Here is a 22,548-nt window from a genome sequence, read left to right as displayed (position 1 = left end):
CCGACTGCATGAAAAAATGGGGAGGTTGGCGAATCCCGCGGAGCGCCTCGCGCGCAATGGCTGTGTAGCCTGCATCGCCAGACCCGGAATGCGCTCGTAGCTCGGCGAGGAGACATCACAACGATTGTCCAGCCATTCTCGTCGGCGACGCCATCTGCCTTTACAACGGGATCGTTCGGGGTAGTGGTGCTTCGGACAATCTCGGCGCTGTGCCATCGATCGTCAAGGCTGGCCTTGACCTGCCAATCCAGATCGCAATGTTCCAAGTCGAAGCGGCGCCGATTGCAGATCGGCGCTGATCCCCCGATGCCGATTTACTCTGGTCGATCGAGGATCACCCGTGCGGCCGCGATCAGGTCCGACGGAATGGGGCCGGAACAAGAGCTGTTCAGAGTCTTGCGCTAAGGCCGGACGAAAAGTGAACACCCGGATGTTCGCTGTGGTGCCTCCTGTACCGCTAGGCTGCTTTGGACAGAGGCTTGGCCACTACCGTTCTAGAGTGGAGTGGAAAGTGGCCCGACGTGCGCTTCTCAAAGAACACGAACGAAAGACGCTACTCGCCATTCCGATCGACGAAGACAGTCTGATCCGGCACTATTCTCTTGCGCCGGCCGATTTGCTGGAAATCCAGCTACGGCGGCGCGAACACAATCAGCTCGGCTTCGCGATCCAACTCTGCTTGATGCGCTATCCCGGCCGGCCACTGTTCGCCAACGAGGGTTCCGCCGAAAGCTATGCTTGACTATGTTGCGGGCAAGTAGGTGCAAGCTCGACCGCATTCAGGTTGTATGCCCGTCGTGAGGAGACCCGCAGCAATCACATTGCTCATCTCCCAGGTTATCCACGGAAGCGAAACGCAACTGCCGAAGATCGGCGTGCGGCATTGCTGACGGCTATCGAGATGGGCTCAACAACAGACGCCGGTGCTTCGATAGCTGGCGCCATTGTGGCGGAGTTCCACAATCGAAATTCGCTGCTCCCTGCGGCCAACATTATCGAGCGGATGGGGATCGCGGGTCGCGCTATCGCTCGTCTGCGTGCGGAAAAGACGCTGATCGAAGGCCTTTCGTCTGATAGGCTGCAAGCCCTCGACCGTCTTCTGGAGGTTGACCAAACCATCGGGCAGACGCGCTTTCATTGGCTGCGATCATCGCCAGAAGCACCTGGTGCATCGAACTGGGTCGGGCTTGCCGACCGTATCGCCTATCTGCGGACGCTGAAGTCGATCCGAAACTGCAGGTCCGCATATCATCGGGTCGCTGGGACCAGATGATCCGTGAAGGCAATGCTACGCCGGCCTGGCTGGCCAACGACTTCAATGCCAGTCGTCGACACGCTCTGATCGTGGCGCAGGTCATCTAACTCAGCTAGGGCTCACCGACGATGCTGTTACGATGTTCATCAAGCTGATAGGAAGGCTGTTCTCTCAACGTCGCGGTTGAAGAAAGTCCAAGAGGTCATCAGGTGGTGCAAGTGCTGGAGATCAGCGATCAGATCGCGAAAACGCCGGCAGATACGCGCCGCGCTGGAGAGTCCACCGCTGATACGGGTGCGCAGCTGAAGAGCCAGGGCACGATCAAATGGTACAATCCCGAAAAAGGCTTCGGCTTCATTGCACCCGATAACGGTGAGAAGGACGTTTTCGTTCATGCTACCGCGTTGAACCGCTCAGGACTCAGTGTGCTGGTGGAGGGCCAGAAAGTGTTTGTCGAATGCGGGCAGGGCAAAAAAGGCTTGGAAGTCCGGAGCATCCTGCTCGGCGTCGCCGCTCATGCTGGCGAAGTGCAGGACGGCGATTTACGGCGGTGGGGTTTCTATCACCAATACGTCGCCTCCCAAAGCCAACGCTAGACAGTCAGAATCTCTGTGCACGGCCGTTATTTCCACTTAGCAGAAGGCGGCAGAGGCTATCTGTCCGGCTCCGCGAGTCCTGCTCACGTCGCTTTGCCGACGGCCGCGTCCATTCCCATCTCTTCCTCGGAAATGTCGTCGAACGAAACGTAGTTCATGTTGTAGAGACGGGCGTAGTGGCCTTTTTTTGCCATCAGCTGTTCGTGGTTGCCGCTTTCGACGATCTCGCCGTTCTGCAGCACGATGATTCGGTCGGCGCCGCGGATGGTGGCCAGGCGATGGGCAATAACCAGCCCTGTACGGCCTTCCAGCAGTTTTATCAGCGCCTTCTGGATCAGCATCTCTGTGTAGGAATCGATGCTGGCCGTGGCTTCGTCGAGCACAAGGATCTTGGCGTCGGCCACCAGCGCCCGCGCGAAGCTGATCAGCTGACGCTGGCCGAGCGAGAGGTTGCCGCCACGCTGCTCGAGTTCGGTGTCGTAGCCATCGGTCAAGTTCTCGATGAACTCGTGCGCGCCGACGGCCAGTGCGGCGCGGACCACCTCCTCGCGGCTGGCGCCGGTTTTATGATAGCGGATGTTCTCCAGCACCGTTCCTGAGAACAGGAACGGCTCCTGCAGCACCATTGCCACCTGCTCTCCGAGCGAATCCTGTGTCAGGTCGCGCACATCGTGCCCGCCGACCAGGACCTGACCCGACCAGACATCGTAGAAACGATGCACCAGCGCCATCGAACTGGACTTGCCCGATCCGGTCGGGCCGACAAGTGCTACGGTCTCGCCCGGATTGACGCGGAAGGAGACGTTCTTCAGCACCGGCAGGTTCTGCCGGTAGCCGAAGGTGACGTTCCTGAACTCGACCGAGCCGTCCATGTCGCGCGACAGCTTAACAGCATTGTCCTTATCGCTGACGTCCACCGGCACGTCGAGCACTTCGGAGATGCGCTGGCCCGAAGCCATGGCGCGCTGCATCACGCTGTACTGCATGGTGAGCGAGCGGATCGGGTCGAAGAAGCGCTGGATGTAGAACAGGAATGCCACCATGACGCCGACGTCGAGGCTGTGCGACAGCACCATCGAGCCGCCCACGACGATGACTGTCGCCATGGCGAACCCGGTCAGCGTGTCGACGATCGGCACCATCACCTGCGCATACTTGGCCGACCTCAGATGAGCATTGAGATTGGCCAGCACCTTCTCGTCATAAAGATCGAAATTGACATGCTGGCGTTCCAGGCTCTGTACCGTGCGCACGCCATGGATGCCTTCGGCCAGCGCACCGTTGGCGATCGAGTTGGTTTCATGCGCCGCCATGAAGGCGACCTTGGCGCGCGGCAGCCAGAAAAGGCGCACGATGAACAGCACCGGCATGGTCGACAGCGTCAGCAGCCCGAGCCGGAAATCGAGCCAGAGCAGGACGCTGACGATGCCGAACAACAGCACGATGTCGCCCACCGACATCACCGACGTTTCAAGGAATTCCTGCATCGAATTCACGTCGCCCTGCAGGCGCGACATCAGCCGGCCGGCCTCGGTCTTGTCCATGAAGCTCAGCGAGACCCGCTGCAGGTGGCTGAACATGGCGCGACGCAGGTCGGAGAGCACGTTTTCGGCCACCTTGCCGACGACGCTCTCCTGCATATAGCTGGCGCCGTAGTTGATGAGGATGATCGTCGCGAAGGCGCCCGTCGCCCAGATCATCACCGACCGGTCGAGCGTGCCCGCCGCCATGCCTTGGTCGATGGCGTAGCGGATGACCAGCGGGATCGCCAGCTGCGTCAGCGTGAACACCAGGACCGCGGCGACCGAGATGAAAATCCGGCCCCGATACGGTTTCACGAAGCTCCAGATGCGCCGCACGATGCGCGGATCATAGGCCTTGCCGAAGACTTCTTCCTCGTCGCGGTGCGAGCCGACGACCGCCTTTGTCGGCCGCCCGCTGGTGTCTTCCTGCTCGTCGTCGCTATGCGTCGACATCACCCGGCTCCCGTTTCAACGGGTCGGTCGTCGTCCGGCCGCAGCTGCAGGTCGTAGAGGGCGCGGTACCGGCCGCCGAGCGCCAGCAGTTCCTCATGCGTGCCGCGCTCGATGACCCGGCCGCCCTCCACGAACAGGATCTGGTCGGCATGCATCAGTGAACTCAGCCGGTGCGAGATGATGAGCGTGACGCGATCCTTTGCGAAGCGTTTCATCGCTGCCCGGATCCGCTGCTCGGTGCCGGCGTCGATGGCCGCGGTGGAATCGTCGAAGACCAGCACCGATGGCCGCAGCATCAGGCTGCGGGCGATGGTCAGGCGCTGGCGCTGACCGCCGGAAAGTGACGCGCCGCGTTCGCCAACGACTGTGGTGTAGCCCGCCGGAAGCCCGATGATGTAGTTGTGCAATTGGGCAAACTCGGCGGCTTGCCCGATGCGGGTCTCGCGCGCCCATGGATTGCCGTAGGCGATGTTGTTCTCGATCGAGGTGGTGAACAGGAATGCGTCCTGCTGCACCACGCCGACCGCCTTGCGCAGCGATTCCAGCGTGACTTTGCTGATGTCCTGGCCATCGATGGTGATGGCACCTGACGTCACATCGTAGAAGCGCGGGATCAGGTGCGCGATGGTCGACTTGCCGCTGCCGGGCGGACCGACAATGCCGATGGTTTGGCCCGACCTTGCCTCGAAGGAGATCCCGGATAGCGTCGGGCGACCAGCGCCCGCGTAGCGGAAGCCGACATTGTCGAAGCGCAGCACACCGTCAGTGACGACAAGGTCCCTGGCGTCGGGTGCGTCCTCGATATCGAGTTCGGTGTCCAGCAGTTCGAACAGTCGCGTGCCGCAGGTCGAAGCGCGGGCGAATGAATTGACCATCAGGCCGAGCTGGCGCACTGGCATCTGCAAGATGGTCATGAAGGTGAGGAACTGGGCCAGCGTGCCGACGCTGATCTGGCCCGCAATCACCTTCTGGCCGCCGAACCAGAGCACCAAGCCCATGGCGGCGAGGAACGAGAAGTTCATGGCGCTGGTGTTGCTAACGCGGATGCCGACGCGCTGGTTGGCGAGGTCCAGCGCATCCTGCTTGGCGCGGTCGAACTTTTCCAGCTCATGCCGCTGCGCCGCAAAAGCACGCACGACACGGATGCCACCGAGGTTCTCATCCATCACCCGGCTCAGCACCGACAGCCGCTCTTGCAACGTCAGCCAAGTGCTGCGCAGCGCCAGCTGCGTGACCGAGGATCGCCAGGCGACGAACGGCACAAAGCTCAGGCTGAGCAGCCCGAGCACGAGATCGGTGCTGATCAGCAGATAAGCGCCGACGCCGATCAGCACGCCGAGCAGCACGACGCGCACGATGCCGGTGGAGAAGAACATGCGCACGCCGTCGAGATCGAGCATGCCGAGCGTGATGAGATCGCCGGTATGGACCCGGTCGTGGAAGGAGAAGCTCAGGCGCTGGATCTTCTCATAGAAGGCCAGCCGCAGTTCATAGCCGGTCCGGTGGCCGACGGCCTCGCCATAGTAGTTCTGCGCCATAGTGAAGAGGCCGCGCAGGATGCTGACGACGAGCAGCGTGAGCGCCGTGTTCCATAGCGCGTGCTCTGCCGCAGGACCAGCACCAGCAGTCATGACGCCCTGCGCCTGGTCGATGGCGCGTCCCAGCAAGCGTGGAATGAAAAGCTGCAGCGTCGCGGCAATGAAGGTCGAAACGATGGTGATGGCGACTTGCCAGGGATGGCGCAGCGTCATTCGCACGATACGCAGCAGGGTGCTGAGGCCTTTGCCCCAGGAGGCTTCCGCCACATGGACAAACGATTTACCGCGCTTCGCCGCGCCGCTGGTTGCATCCGTACGCAAGGAAAATATCCAGACCACTCCGGACATTAGCCCGGACCAATGAAGCAGACTCAATTCAGATGGCGCGATGGTACGCGTGTCCGACTTGACCGTTCAAGGGGCCAATGGCGGCATCGCACTATGCCTGAAAGGCGTGCAGCCATTGGTCGTCGCCATCGTCCGCAAAATGCAGCCCGGCGCGGCGAGCGCCTCACATCTCGGTCACGAAATTCGTCCGCAGATAGCGTCGAGGCCTTCAATGCTGCTCTTCGAGCCATAGGAGCTCGGGCCGATATGCGGCAACGCCTATACCGAGTTCGCATATTTCAAGCTCAGCCACTACCCTTGCGCGCGTTCCGAGACGTTTGGCCCTCGCTATCGACGGGCGGTTTGCCTCGCGAACGCTTCCTTAGACGCATCAGCCGGCCAGTATTCCGGCCTCGCGGGCGCCTCGACGAAAGCCTGTCGCGCAAATTCGGGCGGCTGCTCGCCCTTCAGAACACGCCTCGCGGGCCCGCTTGTGGCGCGGACCCCATTCCGTCGGCCAGCTGCGGAGAAGACACTCGGCCGCCGCTCGGGTCGAAGGGAACGCGCCCGCCCAGCTCCACACGGACATAGCTCTTCCAACGCTTCGTGTCCAAATCGCCCGCCAAGAGCTTCCCTCAGTTCACCAACGGTCTTGAAAGAAATCGTCCGGATGGTCCGACCAAGCCTGGCCTGCCCGAATCCGTGGCGAGACATTCTGGAAAAGGCAACAAATGTCTTGCTGGCACCTGCCGAACCGGGACGAAATCCATGCCAGACCTACAGGAATGGCCCGATATCGAATTTTTGCTGACCATAAGGTGGTCCTGAAAGTTGTGTTGTTTCGGCGACGTTAGTGCATCAAGCCTGCCGATCGCAGGGCGTCCTCGGTGACTTTTCGTATGCCCGTGGCGGAGGGTTCTGTCGCAAATCGTGCTTTGTTACAACGGCACGCTTTCGCGCCGATGATCATGCTGCAAGGATTTCGAACTGCTCGGCGATCGAGGGACGTGGATTATAGGCGAACCTCTCCTGCCGTTTGCGCATCATGTGAACCATCTCGATGCCGGAAAGGACGGCATCGGCACTGGCCATCGACTTGAAGCCGAGCATTGACCGAGTGCGGCGCTTGATGCGCCGATGGTCCTGCTCGATCCAATTGTTGAGGTACTTGCTCTTGCAGATGCGGATCGGCTTCAGCGCTCGTCGCGATCGATTCCGCAGACGGTGTTCGGCGTCGCAGGAAATGATCGCCTCATATTGGTCGGGCTGCCGTCGATGACGATGCGATCCGGTCTGCCGTGGCGCTCCAGGGCCTTCCGGAAGAAGCGCTGGCTGCCGGCAGGTCGCGGTGTTCGCTGAAGAAGAACTCGATCGTGTCGCCGACGCCGTCGACGGCACGATAGAGATACATCCATTGGCCGCGTATCTTGATGTATGCCTCATCCATGTGCCACTTGCCGGTGACGGCGCGCTTGCCTCCAGAAGTTGGGGCGAGAAGTGAACGACCCAGCGGTGCACAGTCGAATGGTCGACGTTCAGGCCGCGTTCGGCCATCATCTCTTCCAGATCGCGCAGGCTGAGATTGTAGGCCAGATACCAAGCGCACGCACAGCAAGATCACTGATCGGTCGAAATGACGGCCTTTGAACATAGCAAGCGAGCTCCCCGAAAAAAGAAAGGCCTTCGTGCCAGATATGGGTTGCCATTCCGTTTGCGACAGAACCCGCTGATCAACACCGCCAAGCTCAACGACGTCGATCCGCAGGCCTGGCTGGCCGATGTCCTCGCCCGCGTCGCCGACACGTCGATCACACGGCTCGAGGACCTGCTGCCATGGAACTGGCAGCCCGCTCGGGCGGTCATGGCGTCGGCCGCGTAAACAGCGCGCGGAACAGTTCCTCCCAGCGCCGAAGACCCTCGTCCGGCAACACCAAGGATTTTGCCTTGTTGTCCGGGTCGGCGATCAATCCCTTCCGGTGAAGTCGATCCGTCACGTCCCAGTCAAAGCTCTTCCAGGCGCACCGTTCATTGTGCAGGGTCAGCCAAAGCAGTGCCAGGACCGCATCATCGATCTTGTCGGTGTCGATCTCCATCGCTGCAGCTTAACACAGACCGCACCCGCCGTGGCTGCTGGAAACACCGTCAATGACGGGTCAGATGATAGCCCTGGACGGCGGACAGCACCTTGCCTAGAAAACACCAGATGTCATTGTACCGGAATAGACTCTGGCGAACGCATGCTGAGACCGACCGGCTCTCCCTCAATGTTCGAGATAGTCTTTCGCGCGGCCGTTATCGCACGGACCTCAAACAGGCGGTCCGCGACGAAATCTCGAACCTCTCCGTCGTGGAAGATGCCGACGATGGCGGCGCCGCGAGCCTTGGCTTCGTTGATGAGGTCTACCACGGTTGCGCGATTGGCGGCATCGAGCGACGCAGTCGGCTCATCTAGGAGCAGGATTGGGTAGTCGACGATGAAACCGCGGGCGATGTTGACGCGCTGCTGTTCGCCGCCGGAGAAGGTGGCAGGTGCGAGCGACCACAGCCGTTCGGGGATGCGCAGGCGAGTGAGCAGGGTCATTGCGAGCGCTTTGGCCTCGTCTGCCGGCATACCGTTGGCGATCGCGGGCTCCGCAACGACATTGAGGGCGGTTACGCGAGGGATAACACGCAGGAACTGACTAACGTAACCGACCGTGCGGCGGCGGATTTCCACGACTTCCCAGGGTTCCGCAGAAAGCAGATTGACTGTCTCACCGAGATGTTCGACGAGAATTTGTCCGGCATCTGGTTTGTAATTGGCATAGAGCGAGCGCAGAAGCGTCGACTTGCCGGCGCCGGACGGGCCGTGCAGGCACACGCATTCGCGGGCTTTCACCGCGAGGTCGATGTCTTTGAAGACCGGGAGGACAATGCCTCCCTGGGTGTGGAGTGTGAAGGTCTTGGTAAGACCCTTTGCATGCAGGCGAATGGTCATGATGATATCCTTGCCGCCTCAAACCTGCAGGACGGAGGAGACTAGCAGTTGAGTATAGGGATGATGGGGATCGTCGAGGACCTGGTCGGTCAGGCCTTCCTCGATGACGCGGCCGCGCTGCATGACCATCAACCGGTCGGCGAGGAGCCGCACTACGGCAAGGTCGTGGGTGACGATGATGACGGCCACGCCAAGTTCACGTACGAGGCCGCGCAGGAGATCGAGCAGTCGGGCCTGCACAGAAACGTCGAGCCCGCCGGTCGGTTCATCCATGAAGACGAGGCGGGGCTTGGTGACAAGGTTGCGAGCGATCTGTAGGCGCTGCTGCATGCCACCGGAGAAGGTATTAGGCGTACCGTCGGTTCGCTCGATGTCGATCTCAACTTTCCTCAGCCAGTCCTGTGCTTCGGCTCGAATATTGCCGTAGTGCCGCGCTCCGATAGCCATCGGCCGCTCGCCTACGTTACCACCTGCGCTAACGTCCATTCGCAAGCCGTCGCGTGGGTTCTGGTGGACAATGCCCCAATCCGTGCGCGCGAGCCGGCGCCGCTCCGGCTCAGAGAACGCAAGAATGTCCATCGGTCCGCGGTTGTGCACGTCGTAGACTATAGCGCCCGCATCCGGTTCCAGCCTTCCCGACAAACACGCCAGCAACGTCGATTTGCCTGAGCCGCTTTCACCGACGATGCCGAGCACCTCGCCGGGTCGGATCGCGAAGGAGATGTCGAGGCAGCCGACTTGACCGCCATAGGATTTCGAAAGACCGCAGACCTGCAGCAGAGGCGGTTTCGGGAGAAGCTTGCTGATCGCGCCCATCGTCATTCCCTATCGCCGTTGCCCGGAGCCCTGGGGTCAGATGCCTGGCGGGTTTTGCAGAAGTCGGTGTCCGAGCAGACGAACATGCGGCTACCCTTGTCGTCAGTGATCACCTCGTCCAGATAGCTAGCGGTTGAGCCGCAGAGCGCGCAGCAACCTTTCCAGGTCTGCACTTCGAACGGATGATCATCGAAATCCAGGCTGCGCACCGAGGTATAAGGTGGGATTGCGTATATGCGCTTCTCTCGACCAGCTCCAAAAAGTTGGATTGCCGGGCAGTCCTGCATCTTCGGGTTGTCAAATTTCGGGATCGGGCTGGGTGACATTAGGTGTCGACCATTAACGATGACGGGGTAGTCATAGGTCTTCGCAATGTGGCCGAAGCGCGCTATGTCTTCGTAGAGTGTTACCTGCGTGGGACCGTATTCGGCATATGCATGCATCTTTCGCGTCTCGGTCTCGCGGGGTTCCAGGTTTCTTAATGGCTCCGGTTGCGGAACCTGATAAACAAGAACTTGGCCCTCTTTGAGGGGCGCCTCGGGAATCCGATGGCGAGTTTGAATCACTGTGGCATCTGCAGTTCGTTCCGTCGTTCGGATGTCGCCAACGATCTCGAAGAATCGCCTTATCGAGACGGCATTGGTGGTGTCGTCCGCACCTTGATCGATCACCTTAAGCTGGTCGTCGGGCCCGATGACGCTTGCGGTAACTTGAATTCCCCCAGTTCCCCACCCATAGGCAAGTGGCATCTCGCGTCCACCGAAGGGCACTTGATACCCCGGGATCGAAAGAGCCTTGAGTAGGCTGCGCCGGATCATGCGTTTTGTCTGCTCATCGAGATACGCGAAGTTGTAGGCGTTCTCATCCGGATATAACTCGATACGATCGGTCATTCCGCCGCCTCATTTGGTTGGCTGGCCTCGTATTCAGCGCGCAGCTGCCGCACAAGTTGAAGTTCGGCTTGAAAATCGACGTAGTGCGGCAACTTGTAGTGAGAGACGAGCCCAACAGCTTCGATACTATCAGAATGCGAAAGGACGAACTCCTCGTCCTGGGCCGGATATAGGACCGGTTCGCCTAGCTCCCTGCTGCGCAAGGCGCGGTCAACGAGCGCCATCGCCAAGGTCTTGCGTTCGCATTCCCCAAAGGAAACGCCGTATCCACGTGTAAACTGCGGAGGCGCTGTTTCGGACCCCCGAAACTGATTGATCATTTGGCACTCCGTAACGGTAATTTCTCCGATCTCAATCGCGAAGCCCAACTCATCTGGAACAATCTCAACTGCGACCTCACCCATCCGGATCTCGCCCACAAACGGATGGGCGCCGCCGTATCCTCGCGTCGTGGAGTACGCGAGGCCTAAAAGGAAACCCTCGTCGCCGCGTGCGAGGTTCTGCATGCGCTGATCACGTCCTGCCGGGAAGACGGTCGGCTCTCGGGTGAGGTCGAACACCGGCTCGGTCGGATTGCGATTCGCCAATTCAGGCTCAATCAAACCCTCGTCGCCGAGAATATCGAGGACCCGCGGCATTGCCGTATCCAGTGGTACGTCTGCGACCTCCGCTTGTTGCCGTTCGACATCCCCATCGGCCGCAAGTCTGAAGTCCAGCAGGCGATGCGTATAGTCATAAGTCGGTCCTAGCACTTGGCCGCCAGGGAGGTCCTTGAAAGCTGCTGAAATCCGTCGCCTCAAGCTGATATTTGCCGTCTCCAAGGGCTCGGAGATCGCAATACGTGGCAATGTCGTGCGATACGCTCGAAGAAGGAAAATTGCTTCAAGCGCGTCGCCTTGGGCTTGCTTCAACGCCAGTGACGCAAGGTCAGGATCGTAGACGGATCCCTCCACCATTACTCGGTCGACTGCCAGGCCAAATTGCTCCCGAATTTGGCCCAGGCTGAGCTCGCCAAATTTCAGATCGCCGCGCCGCGCCTCGGCAATCAGTTTGTGCGAATTGACGATGGCAGATTCGCCACCTTTCACAGCGACATATGTCATTCAGCTCTCCACCTTGATCGTGCGCGGGAGACCGAGAACCGAACGGTCACATGTGAAAACGACGTCGACACCACGGGGGTAGAGTTCTCGATTGAGATCCCAATCGGACCAAAAGCTCTCCGGCATCCCGGCTATTCCTATTTCAAGCGTTCCCCTAATTCCCGGCCCCGTCCAGCGACGTTTCGGTCCTTCGGTGAGCGATTGCACCTCGACCACCAACGTGGTCGAGCGATCCGGATATGCGTCGTCACCAGGATGAAAGAAGGATAGGGGAGGCATGGCTCCAAGATCCGAAAGAACGGCGAAGCGGACCGCAACTCCCGGTTCTCGAAGAATGCGTGCGCCACAATGGAAGTGGAGGTATGCGATCACCTCACTCGAGGCCGTCGCCTCATCGAGCCACAGCGGTGTGTCGATATCCGCCAGGGTCAAGCACAGTGCGGCCGCCGCGCGAGAAAGCGGCGTTGGCGCTGTGGATGGGGACTCCAAGGTTTGGATCCGCCCGGGGTAGGCAGTCGCAAACATGACACTGCGAAACACTCCCTGACTATCGAAGACAGGATCATCAAAACCGGGTTGCAAGGCGACCATCGTTGGAGTGATAATCATGCCGGATTCTCCCCGCGAACCATGGTGAAAAAGTCCACTCTGGTGGAAGCCGCTTTGCGGCTAGCCAGCGTGCGCCGCTCGATTTGCTTCGCCAGCAGCGGCTGAATAACGCTCAACATAACCGCGTCGTACTTTTCTGGCTTTTGGAGCAGCGCATCCATGATCGCGGCCAGCTCGGCGTGCCGGCGGTCACGGCCTTGCACGTAGGCGAGTCCTACTGTGCCGCATGCAAGCCGAAGTGCACACCGGGTCACAGTCATTTCGCCCAGATTAAACGGATTTCCAGTGCCGCCTAACCGCCCCCGGACCAGTACAAGACCTATGTGCGGCCTTCGGAGCCATTCGATGGGCGGACGATTGCCAATATTTTCGGCGGCCTCTTCAAGAGCCTCACGCGAAGCGCATGCGAGGATTCCCATCCAGCGTTGGCGCTCCCGCGAAGACGTTTCGACTATGTGCTCTTTCCGCTCAGGAAAAGCTCGATCAGTATTCATAGAACCCGAATCCCTTCGACCCAAATGCCCCGGATTGCCGCTGTTCCATCAAAAATCGCGACTTGAAGGAGGTCTGCACGTAGACCCGGCTCGATGCGTCCTCGATCGGTTAGACCGATCGCCCGAGCGGGGTTGTTCGTGACCATCGCAACCGCGTCCGATAAAGCCACTCCTTGATCGGCCAGCGCGAAAACCGATTGGAGTAGGCTCGAGGGTACGTAGTCCGAAGTTAGAATATCGAGCAAACCTTCGGCGAGCAGGGCTTTCGCGCTGACGTTGCCGGAATGGGATCCGCCGAGCACAATATTCGGAGATCCCATCACGATCTGCATCCCGAGGCCGCGCGCTCGTCGCGCCGCCGCGACGGTCGTCGGGAACTCACAGAGTGTGACCCCTTCAGCATACGACTCGTCGACATCCGCGGTGGTCGTATCGTCGTGGCTCGCCAGCGGGATCTTCCGCTCGCCGCTGACAGATGCGATCTGCCTGCGGAACGACGGAACATATGTCACCTGCGCCTGGCGGCTCTCAGAAATGTGGAGTTCGAACTCGGCGTCCGTCCAGACCAGCCCCTTCTTCTTCCGGCGGAAGTCTCGATAAATAGCGAGATCGCGCCATTGTCTCTGGCCGGGCGTGTGATCCATTACGCTGAGTAGCTTTAGACTCTCATGACCGAGATAAGGCTCCACGATCTCCATCAACGTCCGGTCTGAGACTTCACACCGAAAATGGAAGAAATGGTCGGCCCGCAATATCCCGCGTTGCTTGGCTTCAGACAAAGCTTCGATCGCCGACCGCAGCATGGAGCTGCGCGAGCCACCGCTGTCATAGTCACCAAGAGAAAGCGCGTCGAGGACCGTTGTAACCCCGGCGCCGATCATTTGCCAATCATGCGCCATCGCAGCTCCGACCGCAGATGGCCATCGTACATTGGGCCGTGGATAGAAATGATTCTCGAGATTGTCCGTATGAAGGTCGACGAATCCGGGCAGCAAGTAATCGCCGCCAAGATCGACACCGCCGATAGACGATTGATTGTCGTTTGTTACTGCGGCAATAATACCATTTTCGACATAGCACGATCCAGTAAGTACTTCTCCGTTCGTGACGATTCGGGCATTGTACAAATGGTTCGACTGACTTGCTGCTGGTTGCACCCTCTCCATACGCATGGGAAACATCACCTTTTCTCTGTTTTTATATCCAGGCCAGGCCGTGCGCGCTGGGCAAATCGAGGCCGAGGGCCTGTGCGATAGTCGGAGCAACCTGCGTCAGGTCTCCCGAGGCGATGCATCCGCGAGCTCCGGCGCCGGCCACGATTGCGATTGCATCATCACCCGGATGTCCGGGACTGAGACCATGTGTGGAGACAATCGAAGGCGAACCGGTCGTCTCCGTCATCGCCGATTTGTCGGGACGCCGTTCGAACGCGTAGCCCGTGGGGGCTACGAACGTTATAAGCCCCTTGGCGCGGACGGCGGCGGGCAAATGCATCCCATCGAGAGGAGCCACACCCAGGCGAGACAGCCGATCGGCTATGATCAGCGCCTCGTTGACATCTTTCACAACAACATTGAGAGAAGCGCCCTCGCTCGTCCAACTATCGTGTGGCACGACAAGCTCGGGATAAATCGCCGTGTGAATCGGAGTCTGCCCGTGATCGCTCGCAATAATCACGACGTAGTCATTCAATCGACCAGCCTTCGACAAGCGGTGTATTAAGAGTCCCACCGCCATGTCAGCGGTCTGATATGCCCAGTTTGTCGCAGCAGAATCGAAGCCGTGATGATGTTGGATTACGTCTGTGATTGAGAATTCGGTTAGGATGAGATCTGGCGGTTGATCACCGCAGGCCAAGTCGCCGGCGAGCCGAAGCATCAACTGATCGCTCGCTAGGCCGATCATGTGAGGATGTAGCCTGACATCCGCCGATTGGCTCGACCCAGCGGTGAGCGGAGCATTCAGGAATGGGGAAAGCCGCCGTTTTGGGTCTCGGCGCACCGGTGCCACATTTGCATTTTCGCGGCGGGACGGGATTTTGATGTTCGACAGCCCCTTGTATTGCAGATGTTCCCACCAAGGGTCGATCTGTACAGTGGTATCCTCAGGTCTCAGCAGACCGAAGCCGAGGCCCACAACATCAAGGCCGGCTTCGAGCGCCGCTTGAGCGACGGTCGTAGCCTGAACATCGTTTTCGGTTGCTGGACGAAAAACGTCACCATCCAGAATAGAGTTGCCATAAACTCCATGGATGGAAGTATCCACCCCGGTAAGAATCGTCGCTCTTCCTGGCCTGGACGTCCCGGGGGTGGCGGGCTGAACCCGCTCCGCAAAAAGATTGCTATCCGCAAGAGCCGCCAGATAGGGCATGCGTTCTCTATGTTCCAAAAAATAGTTCGCGCCGAGGGCATCGATAAGTACAAATATGACTTTATTCTTTTTCGCCATAAGACTTCTTTCACGATGCAGATAACCGCTCACGTCCATTGTCGGTGGTTTCGGACCACGGCATCAGACGGGCGACTGGGATGAGCGTTCTGCTGTATGGATGCTGCGGTCGCTCGAACAAATCTTCCGAACGACCGATCTCGCAAATAACACCATCTTTGATGACGGCAACCCGATCCGCAATCGAGCGTATAACGGCCATATCGTGCGACACGAAGACGATGGCACAACCGGTTTCAGAGCGGACATCATCAATTAGCTTGAGGACAGCTGCTTGAACTGAGACATCGAGCGCGGACGTGATTTCGTCGCAAAGTAGTAGGTCGGGGCCTGCAGCGCATGCTCGCGCAATGGCGACTCGTTGGGCTTCGCCGCCGGATAGATGTAGCGGCAGCCGATCTAGATAATCCGACGGCAAACGAACGAGCTCGAGAAGTTCGATGGACTTTCGCCGGCACTGCTCGCCATTCATTCGAAAGTATAGTCTCAGCGGCGCGCTGATCGCCTGCAGCACAGTCTGGCGGGGGTTCAATGCTGCTGCCGCGTTCTGCCACACGAGCTGCACCCGGCGGCGGAGTTCGAGTGCGCGGTCAGGGCAAAGCCTGTCATCGATCCGAAGTTCGCCTACCGAAGGCGCAATCACACCGGCCATAACTTTGAGGAGCGTGGATTTTCCTGAACCCGACTCTCCAACAATGCCCAAGGTCTCGCCGCGATTGACCGACAGATCGACCGAATCCAGCAGCCGCTTAGATCCTCGCTTGCTCGCTCGATAAGCGCGATCGCCAATTGGCCGGCCAGACCGAATGTCGACGCAGACCTGTGAGATCGTCAGGAGCGGAGAGCATGGGATCTCAACTCTCTGCCCTGCTCGCGCCGCGGATTTCGGTTTCTGAAGGTGCCGCCCCCAAGGGTGATGGCAAAGAAGCGACCCTTCGAGGAACGTCGCTTGTGCCGGCTCGGCGTTGCGACACTCGGCGGTTACCCTCACACAGCGCTCTGCGAATGCGCAACCAGAGATCCTCTCGTTCGTGCTAGGCGCCTGCCCCTCTATGACCTCAGGGAGAACTCTTTCGTCCATCCGCGGGAGAGCCGCCAAAAGAGCTCGGGTATAGGGATGCTTGGGACTTGCAAGCAGCGACGAGGATCGCCCGTCTTCAACAATACGTCCCGCGTACATCACCGCGAGACGTGTGCATAAGCTGGCGGCAACGCGGAGATCATGTGTAATGCAGACGATTGCTACGCCTTCCTTCGTCGCGAAGTTCCGCAGGAGATGAAGAATCGCCTCTTGGGCGCTCGCGTCGACGCCAGCGGTCGGCTCGTCCAGAATTAGAATTCGCGGCTTTGCGGCGAGCGCGAGAGCAAGGGCGCTGCGCTGCTGCTGACCGCCGGAGAGCTCGTGTGGGTGCCGCGAAATTACCGCTTCGCCATCAAGACCGAGAGAGTTGAGAAGGGATTGTGCGATTGCGTCTAGACGTCGAACATCACCCCGGATTCTGAACCTCAAGACTTCTCGGATCAGCGCGCCAATGGAGCGCGTCGGCGTTAGCGCAAGACCTGCGTTCTGCGGAACGTAAGAGATTTCCCGGCGTCGAACGTCATTCAGCTGACGCGCGGAGGCTCTCAGGAGGTCAAGCTCGTCGATCCACACGCTCCCCGATCGAGCCACAAGTCCGGCTTTAATGGCGCCGCACATGGCTAGCGCAAGCGTGCTCTTGCCGCTACCCGACTCACCGACAATCCCTAGTACGTCTCCTGGGAATAGACGTAATGCCGTTCGGTCCACTACCGGGCGCCCTCGACCGTTGGCGCAGGAGATCGTCAGATCCCGAACCTCCAAGACTCGCCGCCGAGACGAGTGTGGATGTGCGTTTCCGCTCATTTATTGCTCCTGCGACGAGATTTGGAGAGCTCGATCGACTCCGATCGCCTTGGCACTAGCGTCTGCGAGAAGATTCAAGCCAACGATGAGGCTCGCTAGGGCGACGCAAGGACTTAAGATAGCCCATGGGGCGACGCTCAGGACGTTGCGCGCGTCGGAAATCATAAGCCCCCAATCGGGTGATGGCGGCGCGACGCCAAAGCCAAGAAATGATAATGAACTGAAACCCAGAAGCATCGAGGACCAACGTATGGCTCCATCGACCGCTATGACATCGACGATGTTGGGTAGGATCTCGCTGAGGAGAATCCTTATGGATGTCTCGCCTCTGGCCCGTGCGGCAGCAACGAAATCAGCCGTCGCTACAGCTCTCGTCGCCGATCGCGCAACGAGAACAGCGCCATTGCCGTAGAATATCGCCAGCGCAGGTATGAGCGCGAACACCCCAAAGTTCGCTATTCCAGCGAGGAGGAGCAGGGCAAGGAGATAAGGAAAGGCCCCGATCACCTCGACGAGGCGCTGGATCACTTCGTCGACCGTCCCACCCTTATAGGCGGACAAAACACCCACCATGGCGCCCCATGTCACGGCAAGCAAAGTCGCGACGCCGGTAACGAGCAGCGCCGATTGCCCACCAACGATCGTACGTGAGAATACATCTCGTCCGAGACCATCGGTTCCGAGCAAGTGCGCGAGCGAAGGCGGCAGCAGGATCGTATTCGACAGTTGTTCAAGCGGATCGTGCGGAATAAGCAACCCGCCGAAGACTGCGAGGGTCAGATGCACGATCGTCAGCCCGGCGCCAACCATTCCCGATGGCCGCGAGAGGATCTGTCCCAGAATAGAGGTGGTTCCGCTAAATGCGAGTTGTGTTGGGGTCGACGAGCTCATGCCGACTTTCCCATCCGAGGATCGATCCTCTTTGAAATGATGTCAGCGAGAAAAGTCAGTGCCCCGTATGTGCACACGAAGACAAGGACAGTTGCCTGCAAAACCGGCATGTCTCGGTCATAGATGGCCTGGAGCGTGAGGGTTCCAATCCCGGGATAGTTGAACACTCGCTCGATGACGACGACGCCACCGAGCGAGGATGCTATGCTCAATGCCGAAATGCTTAGGACCGGCGGTAACGCGCTCGGGAGTGCGTGCACGACGTAAAGCCTCAGCCGACGAATGCCACGCAATCGAGTTGCCAAGATGAAATCGCTGGAGAGCGCCTCGATCATACGGGTTCGAGTGACACGCATGATATGAGCTGACATGTGAAACGATAGCACGACTGCCGGCAGAACAAGGCTCGGCAACATGGCGGTGATAGGAGCATCGGCCGGAAAAACGGAGATGGCTGGGAGCCATTGGAGTTCGAGGGCGAATACGAAAATCAGAATGGTCGCGATAACGAATTCGGGCGTAGCCACCGCAACGAGGACAGTCGATGAAACCAGCAGATCGAAGACTGAATCCCGCCAGACGGCTGCGAGGACACCAAGTCCTATCGATAGGGGGACAGAGATTGATGCGGCTGTTCCGCCAAGAAGAAATGTATTGCGAACACGCGGCGCAAGGATCTCCGCAACCGGGGTGCCGGTTGTCAGCGATGTCCCAAAGCGGCCCGCTGCCATATCGGAGACCCAATCAAAGAAGCGTAGAAGAAGCGGGCGGTCCAACTGAAGATCGAGGCGGCATTTCGCCAAGGTGTCGCCAAAAGCGTCTTGTCCGAGAAAGGCAGTGCAGGCATCGCCCGGCAGCAGCTGCAGAGCGATGAAGGAGAGACCAAGGATGCCGACGATTGACAGCACCCTCGTGAGGAACGACGAGCCAAACATTTAGTCGCTCCCTAGTCGCGCTTGGTGACGAGGTTCCAGCGGAATGAGATGTCCGGCACTGTGGGAACGTTACCAAGTTTTTCGCTGACGATCCGCGCCTGGACCAAGAAGAAGGGGATGATAGAACCACCTTCGTCCGTAAGCATACGGGCAGCTTGCTGGTATAGCTTTCGTCTTTCACCGAACTCAGGTGTGCGGCGAGCCTTATCTAGCAGCGCGTCGAACTCCGGCGTCGCCCAAAAAGTCTCATTCCATTTTGCGCCAGATCGAAACACTTCATTTAGAACCTGATCTGCTGGTCGCTGCCCCCAATTCCCGACCAGAAATGGCCGCTTCAGCCAAACCGTGGTCCAATAGCCATTGGATGGGGCGACCTTGATATTCACGGTGACTCCGGCCTTTGCCGCTTGGGCCTGGTAGACTTGAGCCACCTGCACCATCGTGGGGTTCACGTCTGAGGTGTATAAATCTAAGGTCAGACCATCTTTGAAACCGGCCTCGCTTAGAAGTTGCTTTGCGCCGTCAACGTCGGCAGGGCACTTTATACTGGGATCATAGTACGGATCGCCAGGCCAAAGCGGATTGTCGCATGCAATAACGCCGTTTCCTCTGCCTGCGACAGTATCAATGATCGCTTGCCGGTCAGCTACTAGTTTCAAGGCTTTTCGAACGCGGACATCCGTGAAAGGTTTCGTGTCGGTCCGCATGACGATCGGATTCCACGCGCCCGTTGGGATGCGTTGAACCACGAAACCGGCCCGGTCCGCGAAAAGTGCGGCAGATTTGGCGGCGACCGTGGCCATATCGATCTGACCTGCCAGCAATGCCTGAGTCTGCGTGTCGGAGTCGGCGATTCCAATGAGCTCAATGCGATCAACCCCCGGGGCTCCGCCCCAGTAAGCGCTATTGGCCGCCAGGACGGTCGTTCCACCGGGCTGTAGTTGCTCGACCTTAAATGGCCCGGTTCCAACACCGGTGTTGTTCGGCGAGTCGGTGTCCTCCGGGTGGTTTCCAGCCCAGACAATTTTGACACGGTAGTCCATGAGAAGACGTGGAAAATCGGCGTGCGGCTGCTGCAGAACAGCTCGCACAGTCAGCGGATCCACTGCCTCGACGCGATCGATTATACCCAATACTGACTTCACTGGGCTCGCCAGCTTTGCACTAAGGGCTCGTTTCAGAGAATAGACGACATCTCGCGCCTCGAACGATGCGCCATTGTGAAACCGCACGCCGTCTCTGAGCTTGAATGTCCAAACCCTCAGATCATCTGAATGCGACCACGACAAAGCCAGAGCTGGATTTGGCTGGCCAATTCCGTCGGTTTGGATGAGGGGATCGTAAATCATCTGGATTGCCGGGAAGAAACGCGTTGGCGATATTGGATCCAATGATTCGCGGCCACCGTAGCCAAGTTCGTGTGCAACGCGGAGAGTTGCGCTCGTCGCCGTGCTCCCCAGGGTTGCGATTCCGCCGCAGAGGACTGATATGAAGGTAAATATTCGTGTAGAACGAAATGATACCCGCTGGAGGGGGCGAGATTTGGATTTGGACGGATGTGGGCTGCGCTTCAGTGATTGCATCATAAGACTCCGGGCTCCGCGAGGTTTCGCGGATAAAACATCCGGATCATTTCAGCATTATGACAACGGGTGTCACATCTGTGCGTAATCGTATTCTTGGCCAGCCAACACCTTTCTTTCCAAACGAAGCTCCACGGGGTGGGCGCCGTCCCGGGCCAGTCGTATGGAAGCAAATTGAAGAGTGGCTAGTAGGGGAGCTCACGAGCGGCCGCTATCCGCCCGGGACAAAGCTGCCCACCGAGCCCGAGTTGATCGCGCAATTCGGCGTTGGACGACACACACTGAGACAAGCAATGGCGATGCTTGAAGCGAACGGGCTAGTACGCATAGAGCAGGGACGGGGCACATTCGTGCACGACTCGATCCTTCACTATCGCCTCTCCGAGCGATCGCGTTTCACCGAGAATCTGCAGCGGCTTGGTCGTGAGCCTCGTTATGCCTTGCGGTCGGTAGAAGAGTGTGAGGCGACTGATGAAGTAAGTAACTTCCTCAGGATAGGACAGGATGCACCGGTTTTCAGACTAAATGTCGACTCGCTGTCGGGAGAGGTAATCATTGCCAACAGTGATCTGTATTTCTGCAGAAAGCGATTGCCGCAGGCAGCATCGGTTTTTCGTGAGTTGAAAAGCATATCTGCAATCTACGCGCAGGCGGGAGTGCATGAATATAAGCGTGGTGGTACCAAGATCAGATCACGCCTCCCGACGAATGATGAAGCGCGGCGTTTGAACCAACCAAAATCCCGCCCGATCCTCGTAACCAAGAAGACGGACGTTGCCCTTGATGGGACCGTTCTAGGTTACTCAGAAACCCGGTGGTGCGCTGACCGCGTGGAGTTCTGCATTGAGCCAGAAGGCGAATTGTAGGTGACCGGCCCAAGATAACACCGTTCAATTTTGTGCAACGAACCTCTTTGATGACATGAGAAAGCCAACTGTCAGAAAAGCGGCGACACTCAACGCCGCTATCACGAGCAGAAAGGAGATAGCGCCAACACCGCCCAATCTTTCTAGGCTGATCGCAAGAATGAATGGCGCCAGGGAGGCTACGGTCAGGCGAACGGTGGCAATACGCCCAACGCGAGCGCCATACGCCACCTCGCCGAATAGAGCGAGTGGAAGGGTTCCGCGGCAAATACTGTTTAGCCCAGAGGCGAAGCCGAATATGAAAGCAAATCCAATTGCTCCCAGAGCCAGCGGGAAACTTGCAGCAAGCACTGCGAGCGCCGCGAAGACAAGTACGCAGGAAATCAGCGTAAGAACCAGCGCGTTCCACTTTGCAATCGAACCTATTGCCAGAACGCGTACTAGCACTTGAGCGGGCCCAAAGACGGCGGATATTAAGACCGCGGCTGGACCCAATCCAAGCGCGCTGAGAATCGGAACCATCTGACCGAGGATTGCTGAAAAGATGAACGTAGTGAGTGTAAAGCCCAGCGTCACCAGGAACATCACGAGGCGATTGACGTCAGGTCTCAGTCTCTGCGTCGCAAGTTCAACGGGCTGAGACAGGGAGCGCGTGGGACCACTCCGATGCGCACACGATTGGTGGTTAAGCCAAAAATTAATAGGGGCCGATACCCCCAGATTGACTGTCGCATAGGCGGCCATGACGAATCTCCAAGACATAACGTCCATTAAAAATTCGGTTAGCGGCCAGAATATTGTCGAAGAAAATCCAACGATCAGCGTTAGTTGCGTGATATGTTTCCGCGCCGTCGCAGTGTGAAATTGAACCAAATATATGAATGCCGCCTCATAGAATAGAAACACCGATGAAATCTGCATCCCAACCAGGCCGACCAAAAAAAGGGCGGCCGATGGCGAACTCGCGACGATTGCCAAGCTGATTGCCGACGCGATGGAGGCGACGCCCATTAACCGCCCCGCGCCATAGATGTCCATCAGCCTGCCGGCAGCCGTCGGCAAGAGAGCGGAAACGAAAAGCGCCAGAGAGAACGCACCATAGACCCAAGAGGCGGGCACGGCGAAGTCTTCTGCCACGGCGCCCGACACGCTCGCCACGCTATAATATAGCGTTCCGTAGCTAAGGATTTGCACTACGCCAAGGACGAAGACGATCGTTCCAGTCGGAGGGGTAACGGATACGCCGTCCGTGCCAAATGCGCCAGCCATCGAGTTCCCGGTGGAGTGTTCGTTGCCGAGGCTAGACATCCCTCGCTCCTAAACGACTATCCGTTCCCCCTGCCAGCAAAACGGGAG

The 22,548-nt window shown here is 58.7% G+C and carries 21 protein-coding genes and 3 pseudogenes; 5 read left to right on the top strand and 19 right to left on the bottom strand.

Going from position 1 to position 22,548, the window contains the following annotated elements:
• Positions 1-430 precede the first annotated feature (430 nt).
• A pseudogene (locus tag ACZ89F_RS22785) lies at positions 431-949 on the top strand (DUF4158 domain-containing protein); the annotation flags it as partial.
• Here the strand turns inward: ACZ89F_RS22785 and ACZ89F_RS22780 are convergent.
• Positions 908-1,138 carry a hypothetical protein gene (locus tag ACZ89F_RS22780; RefSeq protein WP_476097477.1) on the bottom strand — a complete coding sequence of 77 codons (231 nt, stop codon included), beginning with the start codon at positions 1,136-1,138 and terminating at the stop codon, positions 908-910. The pseudogene ACZ89F_RS22785 and the gene ACZ89F_RS22780 overlap by 42 nt on opposite strands.
• On the opposite strand from ACZ89F_RS22780, the gene ACZ89F_RS22775 reads away from it, so the two are divergent.
• The gene (locus ACZ89F_RS22775) at positions 1,138-1,362 is read left to right on the top strand and encodes a hypothetical protein (protein ID WP_476097476.1); all 225 of its coding nucleotides are present in this window, start codon (positions 1,138-1,140) and stop codon (positions 1,360-1,362) included. The genes ACZ89F_RS22780 and ACZ89F_RS22775 overlap by 1 nt on opposite strands.
• Positions 1,363-1,473: 111 nt before the next feature.
• A complete protein-coding gene (locus ACZ89F_RS22770) occupies positions 1,474-1,851 on the top strand; it encodes a cold-shock protein (protein WP_476094347.1) in 378 nt (125 codons plus the stop codon).
• Positions 1,852-1,934: 83 nt separating this feature from the next.
• Here the strand turns inward: ACZ89F_RS22770 and ACZ89F_RS22765 are convergent, their stop codons facing one another.
• The 4 genes and pseudogenes from ACZ89F_RS22765 to ACZ89F_RS22750 all read right to left on the bottom strand — a co-directional run bounded on the left by ACZ89F_RS22765 (position 1,935) and on the right by ACZ89F_RS22750 (position 7,343).
• A complete protein-coding gene (locus tag ACZ89F_RS22765) occupies positions 1,935-3,827 on the bottom strand; it encodes an ABC transporter ATP-binding protein (RefSeq protein WP_476094346.1) in 1,893 nt (630 codons plus the stop codon).
• Positions 3,827-5,713 carry an ABC transporter ATP-binding protein gene (locus tag ACZ89F_RS22760; RefSeq protein ID WP_476094345.1) on the bottom strand — a complete coding sequence of 629 codons (1,887 nt, stop codon included), beginning with the start codon at positions 5,711-5,713 and terminating at the stop codon, positions 3,827-3,829. Before ACZ89F_RS22760 ends, ACZ89F_RS22765 begins: the two co-directional genes overlap by 1 nt.
• Positions 5,714-6,083: 370 nt before the next feature.
• Positions 6,084-6,281, bottom strand: a complete 198-nt coding sequence (locus tag ACZ89F_RS22755; protein WP_476094344.1) for a DUF982 domain-containing protein — start codon at positions 6,279-6,281, stop codon at positions 6,084-6,086.
• Between the two features lie 377 nt (positions 6,282-6,658).
• A pseudogene (locus ACZ89F_RS22750) lies at positions 6,659-7,343 on the bottom strand (IS6 family transposase).
• Positions 7,344-7,418: 75 nt separating this feature from the next.
• Here ACZ89F_RS22750 and ACZ89F_RS22745 point away from each other — a divergent pair.
• Positions 7,419-7,571 (top strand): annotated as a pseudogene (locus tag ACZ89F_RS22745) (transposase domain-containing protein); the annotation flags it as partial.
• Here the strand turns inward: ACZ89F_RS22745 and ACZ89F_RS22740 are convergent.
• From ACZ89F_RS22740 to ACZ89F_RS22680, 13 genes are all read right to left on the bottom strand, one after another.
• On the bottom strand, positions 7,552-7,785 hold the full coding sequence (locus ACZ89F_RS22740) for a DUF6429 family protein (protein ID WP_476094343.1): 234 nt from the start codon (positions 7,783-7,785) through the stop codon (positions 7,552-7,554). The pseudogene ACZ89F_RS22745 and the gene ACZ89F_RS22740 sit on opposite strands and share 20 nt — an antisense overlap.
• A gap of 113 nt (positions 7,786-7,898) precedes the next feature.
• Positions 7,899-8,669 (bottom strand): phosphonate C-P lyase system protein PhnL, encoded by a 771-nt coding sequence (gene phnL / locus ACZ89F_RS22735; protein ID WP_476094342.1) that lies wholly within the window; start codon positions 8,667-8,669, stop codon positions 7,899-7,901.
• Positions 8,670-8,687: 18 nt separating this feature from the next.
• The gene (phnK, locus tag ACZ89F_RS22730) at positions 8,688-9,485 is read right to left on the bottom strand and encodes a phosphonate C-P lyase system protein PhnK (RefSeq protein ID WP_476094341.1); all 798 of its coding nucleotides are present in this window, start codon (positions 9,483-9,485) and stop codon (positions 8,688-8,690) included.
• A gap of 2 nt (positions 9,486-9,487) precedes the next feature.
• Positions 9,488-10,378, bottom strand: coding sequence for an alpha-D-ribose 1-methylphosphonate 5-phosphate C-P-lyase PhnJ (locus ACZ89F_RS22725; RefSeq protein WP_476094340.1), 891 nt, complete (start codon positions 10,376-10,378; stop codon positions 9,488-9,490).
• Entirely contained in the window at positions 10,375-11,481 is a 1,107-nt protein-coding gene (locus ACZ89F_RS22720) for a carbon-phosphorus lyase complex subunit (protein WP_476094339.1), read from the bottom strand. Before ACZ89F_RS22720 ends, ACZ89F_RS22725 begins: the two co-directional genes overlap by 4 nt.
• Complete coding sequence (gene phnH / locus ACZ89F_RS22715) at positions 11,482-12,090, bottom strand: phosphonate C-P lyase system protein PhnH (protein ID WP_258119864.1); 609 nt, start codon at positions 12,088-12,090, stop codon at positions 11,482-11,484.
• The gene (phnG, locus tag ACZ89F_RS22710) at positions 12,087-12,584 is read right to left on the bottom strand and encodes a phosphonate C-P lyase system protein PhnG (protein WP_476094338.1); all 498 of its coding nucleotides are present in this window, start codon (positions 12,582-12,584) and stop codon (positions 12,087-12,089) included. Before phnG ends, phnH begins: the two co-directional genes overlap by 4 nt.
• Positions 12,581-13,756, bottom strand: coding sequence for an alpha-D-ribose 1-methylphosphonate 5-triphosphate diphosphatase (locus tag ACZ89F_RS22705; protein WP_476094337.1), 1,176 nt, complete (start codon positions 13,754-13,756; stop codon positions 12,581-12,583). Before ACZ89F_RS22705 ends, phnG begins: the two co-directional genes overlap by 4 nt.
• Before the next feature lie 25 nt (positions 13,757-13,781).
• A complete protein-coding gene (locus ACZ89F_RS22700; RefSeq protein ID WP_476094336.1) occupies positions 13,782-15,065 on the bottom strand; it encodes an alkaline phosphatase family protein in 1,284 nt (427 codons plus the stop codon).
• Positions 15,043-16,917: an ABC transporter ATP-binding protein gene (locus ACZ89F_RS22695; protein ID WP_476094335.1), complete on the bottom strand. Its 1,875-nt coding sequence runs from the start codon at positions 16,915-16,917 to the stop codon at positions 15,043-15,045. Before ACZ89F_RS22695 ends, ACZ89F_RS22700 begins: the two co-directional genes overlap by 23 nt.
• Positions 16,918-17,808 (bottom strand): ABC transporter permease, encoded by an 891-nt coding sequence (locus ACZ89F_RS22690; protein WP_476094334.1) that lies wholly within the window; start codon positions 17,806-17,808, stop codon positions 16,918-16,920. It abuts the gene before it with no gap.
• Positions 17,805-18,743 carry an ABC transporter permease gene (locus ACZ89F_RS22685; RefSeq protein WP_476094333.1) on the bottom strand — a complete coding sequence of 313 codons (939 nt, stop codon included), beginning with the start codon at positions 18,741-18,743 and terminating at the stop codon, positions 17,805-17,807. Before ACZ89F_RS22685 ends, ACZ89F_RS22690 begins: the two co-directional genes overlap by 4 nt.
• Positions 18,744-18,754: 11 nt before the next feature.
• Complete coding sequence (locus ACZ89F_RS22680; protein ID WP_476094332.1) at positions 18,755-20,092, bottom strand: ABC transporter substrate-binding protein; 1,338 nt, start codon at positions 20,090-20,092, stop codon at positions 18,755-18,757.
• Between the two features lie 293 nt (positions 20,093-20,385).
• Between ACZ89F_RS22680 and phnF the strand changes: the two genes are divergently transcribed.
• The gene (phnF, locus tag ACZ89F_RS22675) at positions 20,386-21,192 is read left to right on the top strand and encodes a phosphonate metabolism transcriptional regulator PhnF (protein ID WP_476094331.1); all 807 of its coding nucleotides are present in this window, start codon (positions 20,386-20,388) and stop codon (positions 21,190-21,192) included.
• 24 nt (positions 21,193-21,216) lie between these two features.
• On the opposite strand, the gene ACZ89F_RS22670 is transcribed toward phnF, so the two are convergent.
• On the bottom strand, positions 21,217-22,500 hold the full coding sequence (locus ACZ89F_RS22670; protein WP_476094330.1) for an MFS transporter: 1,284 nt from the start codon (positions 22,498-22,500) through the stop codon (positions 21,217-21,219).
• Positions 22,501-22,548: the final 48 nt, after the last annotated feature.

The sequence above is a fragment of the Mesorhizobium sp. USDA 3734 genome (assembly GCF_056279665.1).
The sequence above is the reverse complement of the archived record's forward strand: the minus strand, read 5'-3'. Positions and strand labels throughout refer to the sequence as shown.

Bases quoted from the DNA above. Each gene is read 5' to 3' on its own strand.
- ACZ89F_RS22780 (WP_476097477.1), bottom strand. From the start codon at position 1,138: ATGAAAGCGCGTCTGCCCGATGGTTTGGTCAACCTCCAGAAGACGGTC.
- ACZ89F_RS22765 (WP_476094346.1), bottom strand. From the start codon at position 3,827: ATGTCGACGCATAGCGACGACGAGCAGGAAGACACCAGCGGGCGGCCG.
- ACZ89F_RS22760 (WP_476094345.1), bottom strand. From the start codon at position 5,713: ATGTCCGGAGTGGTCTGGATATTTTCCTTGCGTACGGATGCAACCAGC.
- ACZ89F_RS22755 (WP_476094344.1), bottom strand. From the start codon at position 6,281: ATGTCCGTGTGGAGCTGGGCGGGCGCGTTCCCTTCGACCCGAGCGGCG.
- ACZ89F_RS22740 (WP_476094343.1), bottom strand. From the start codon at position 7,785: ATGGAGATCGACACCGACAAGATCGATGATGCGGTCCTGGCACTGCTT.
- phnL (WP_476094342.1), bottom strand. From the start codon at position 8,669: ATGACCATTCGCCTGCATGCAAAGGGTCTTACCAAGACCTTCACACTC.
- phnK (WP_476094341.1), bottom strand. From the start codon at position 9,485: ATGGGCGCGATCAGCAAGCTTCTCCCGAAACCGCCTCTGCTGCAGGTC.
- ACZ89F_RS22725 (WP_476094340.1), bottom strand. From the start codon at position 10,378: ATGACCGATCGTATCGAGTTATATCCGGATGAGAACGCCTACAACTTC.
- ACZ89F_RS22720 (WP_476094339.1), bottom strand. From the start codon at position 11,481: ATGACATATGTCGCTGTGAAAGGTGGCGAATCTGCCATCGTCAATTCG.
- phnH (WP_258119864.1), bottom strand. From the start codon at position 12,090: ATGATTATCACTCCAACGATGGTCGCCTTGCAACCCGGTTTTGATGAT.
- phnG (WP_476094338.1), bottom strand. From the start codon at position 12,584: ATGAATACTGATCGAGCTTTTCCTGAGCGGAAAGAGCACATAGTCGAA.
- ACZ89F_RS22705 (WP_476094337.1), bottom strand. From the start codon at position 13,756: ATGCGTATGGAGAGGGTGCAACCAGCAGCAAGTCAGTCGAACCATTTG.
- ACZ89F_RS22695 (WP_476094335.1), bottom strand. From the start codon at position 16,917: ATGAGCGGAAACGCACATCCACACTCGTCTCGGCGGCGAGTCTTGGAG.
- ACZ89F_RS22690 (WP_476094334.1), bottom strand. From the start codon at position 17,808: ATGAGCTCGTCGACCCCAACACAACTCGCATTTAGCGGAACCACCTCT.
- ACZ89F_RS22685 (WP_476094333.1), bottom strand. From the start codon at position 18,743: ATGTTTGGCTCGTCGTTCCTCACGAGGGTGCTGTCAATCGTCGGCATC.
- ACZ89F_RS22680 (WP_476094332.1), bottom strand. From the start codon at position 20,092: ATGATTTACGATCCCCTCATCCAAACCGACGGAATTGGCCAGCCAAAT.
- phnF (WP_476094331.1), top strand. From the start codon at position 20,386: ATGACAACGGGTGTCACATCTGTGCGTAATCGTATTCTTGGCCAGCCA.
- ACZ89F_RS22670 (WP_476094330.1), bottom strand. From the start codon at position 22,500: ATGTCTAGCCTCGGCAACGAACACTCCACCGGGAACTCGATGGCTGGC.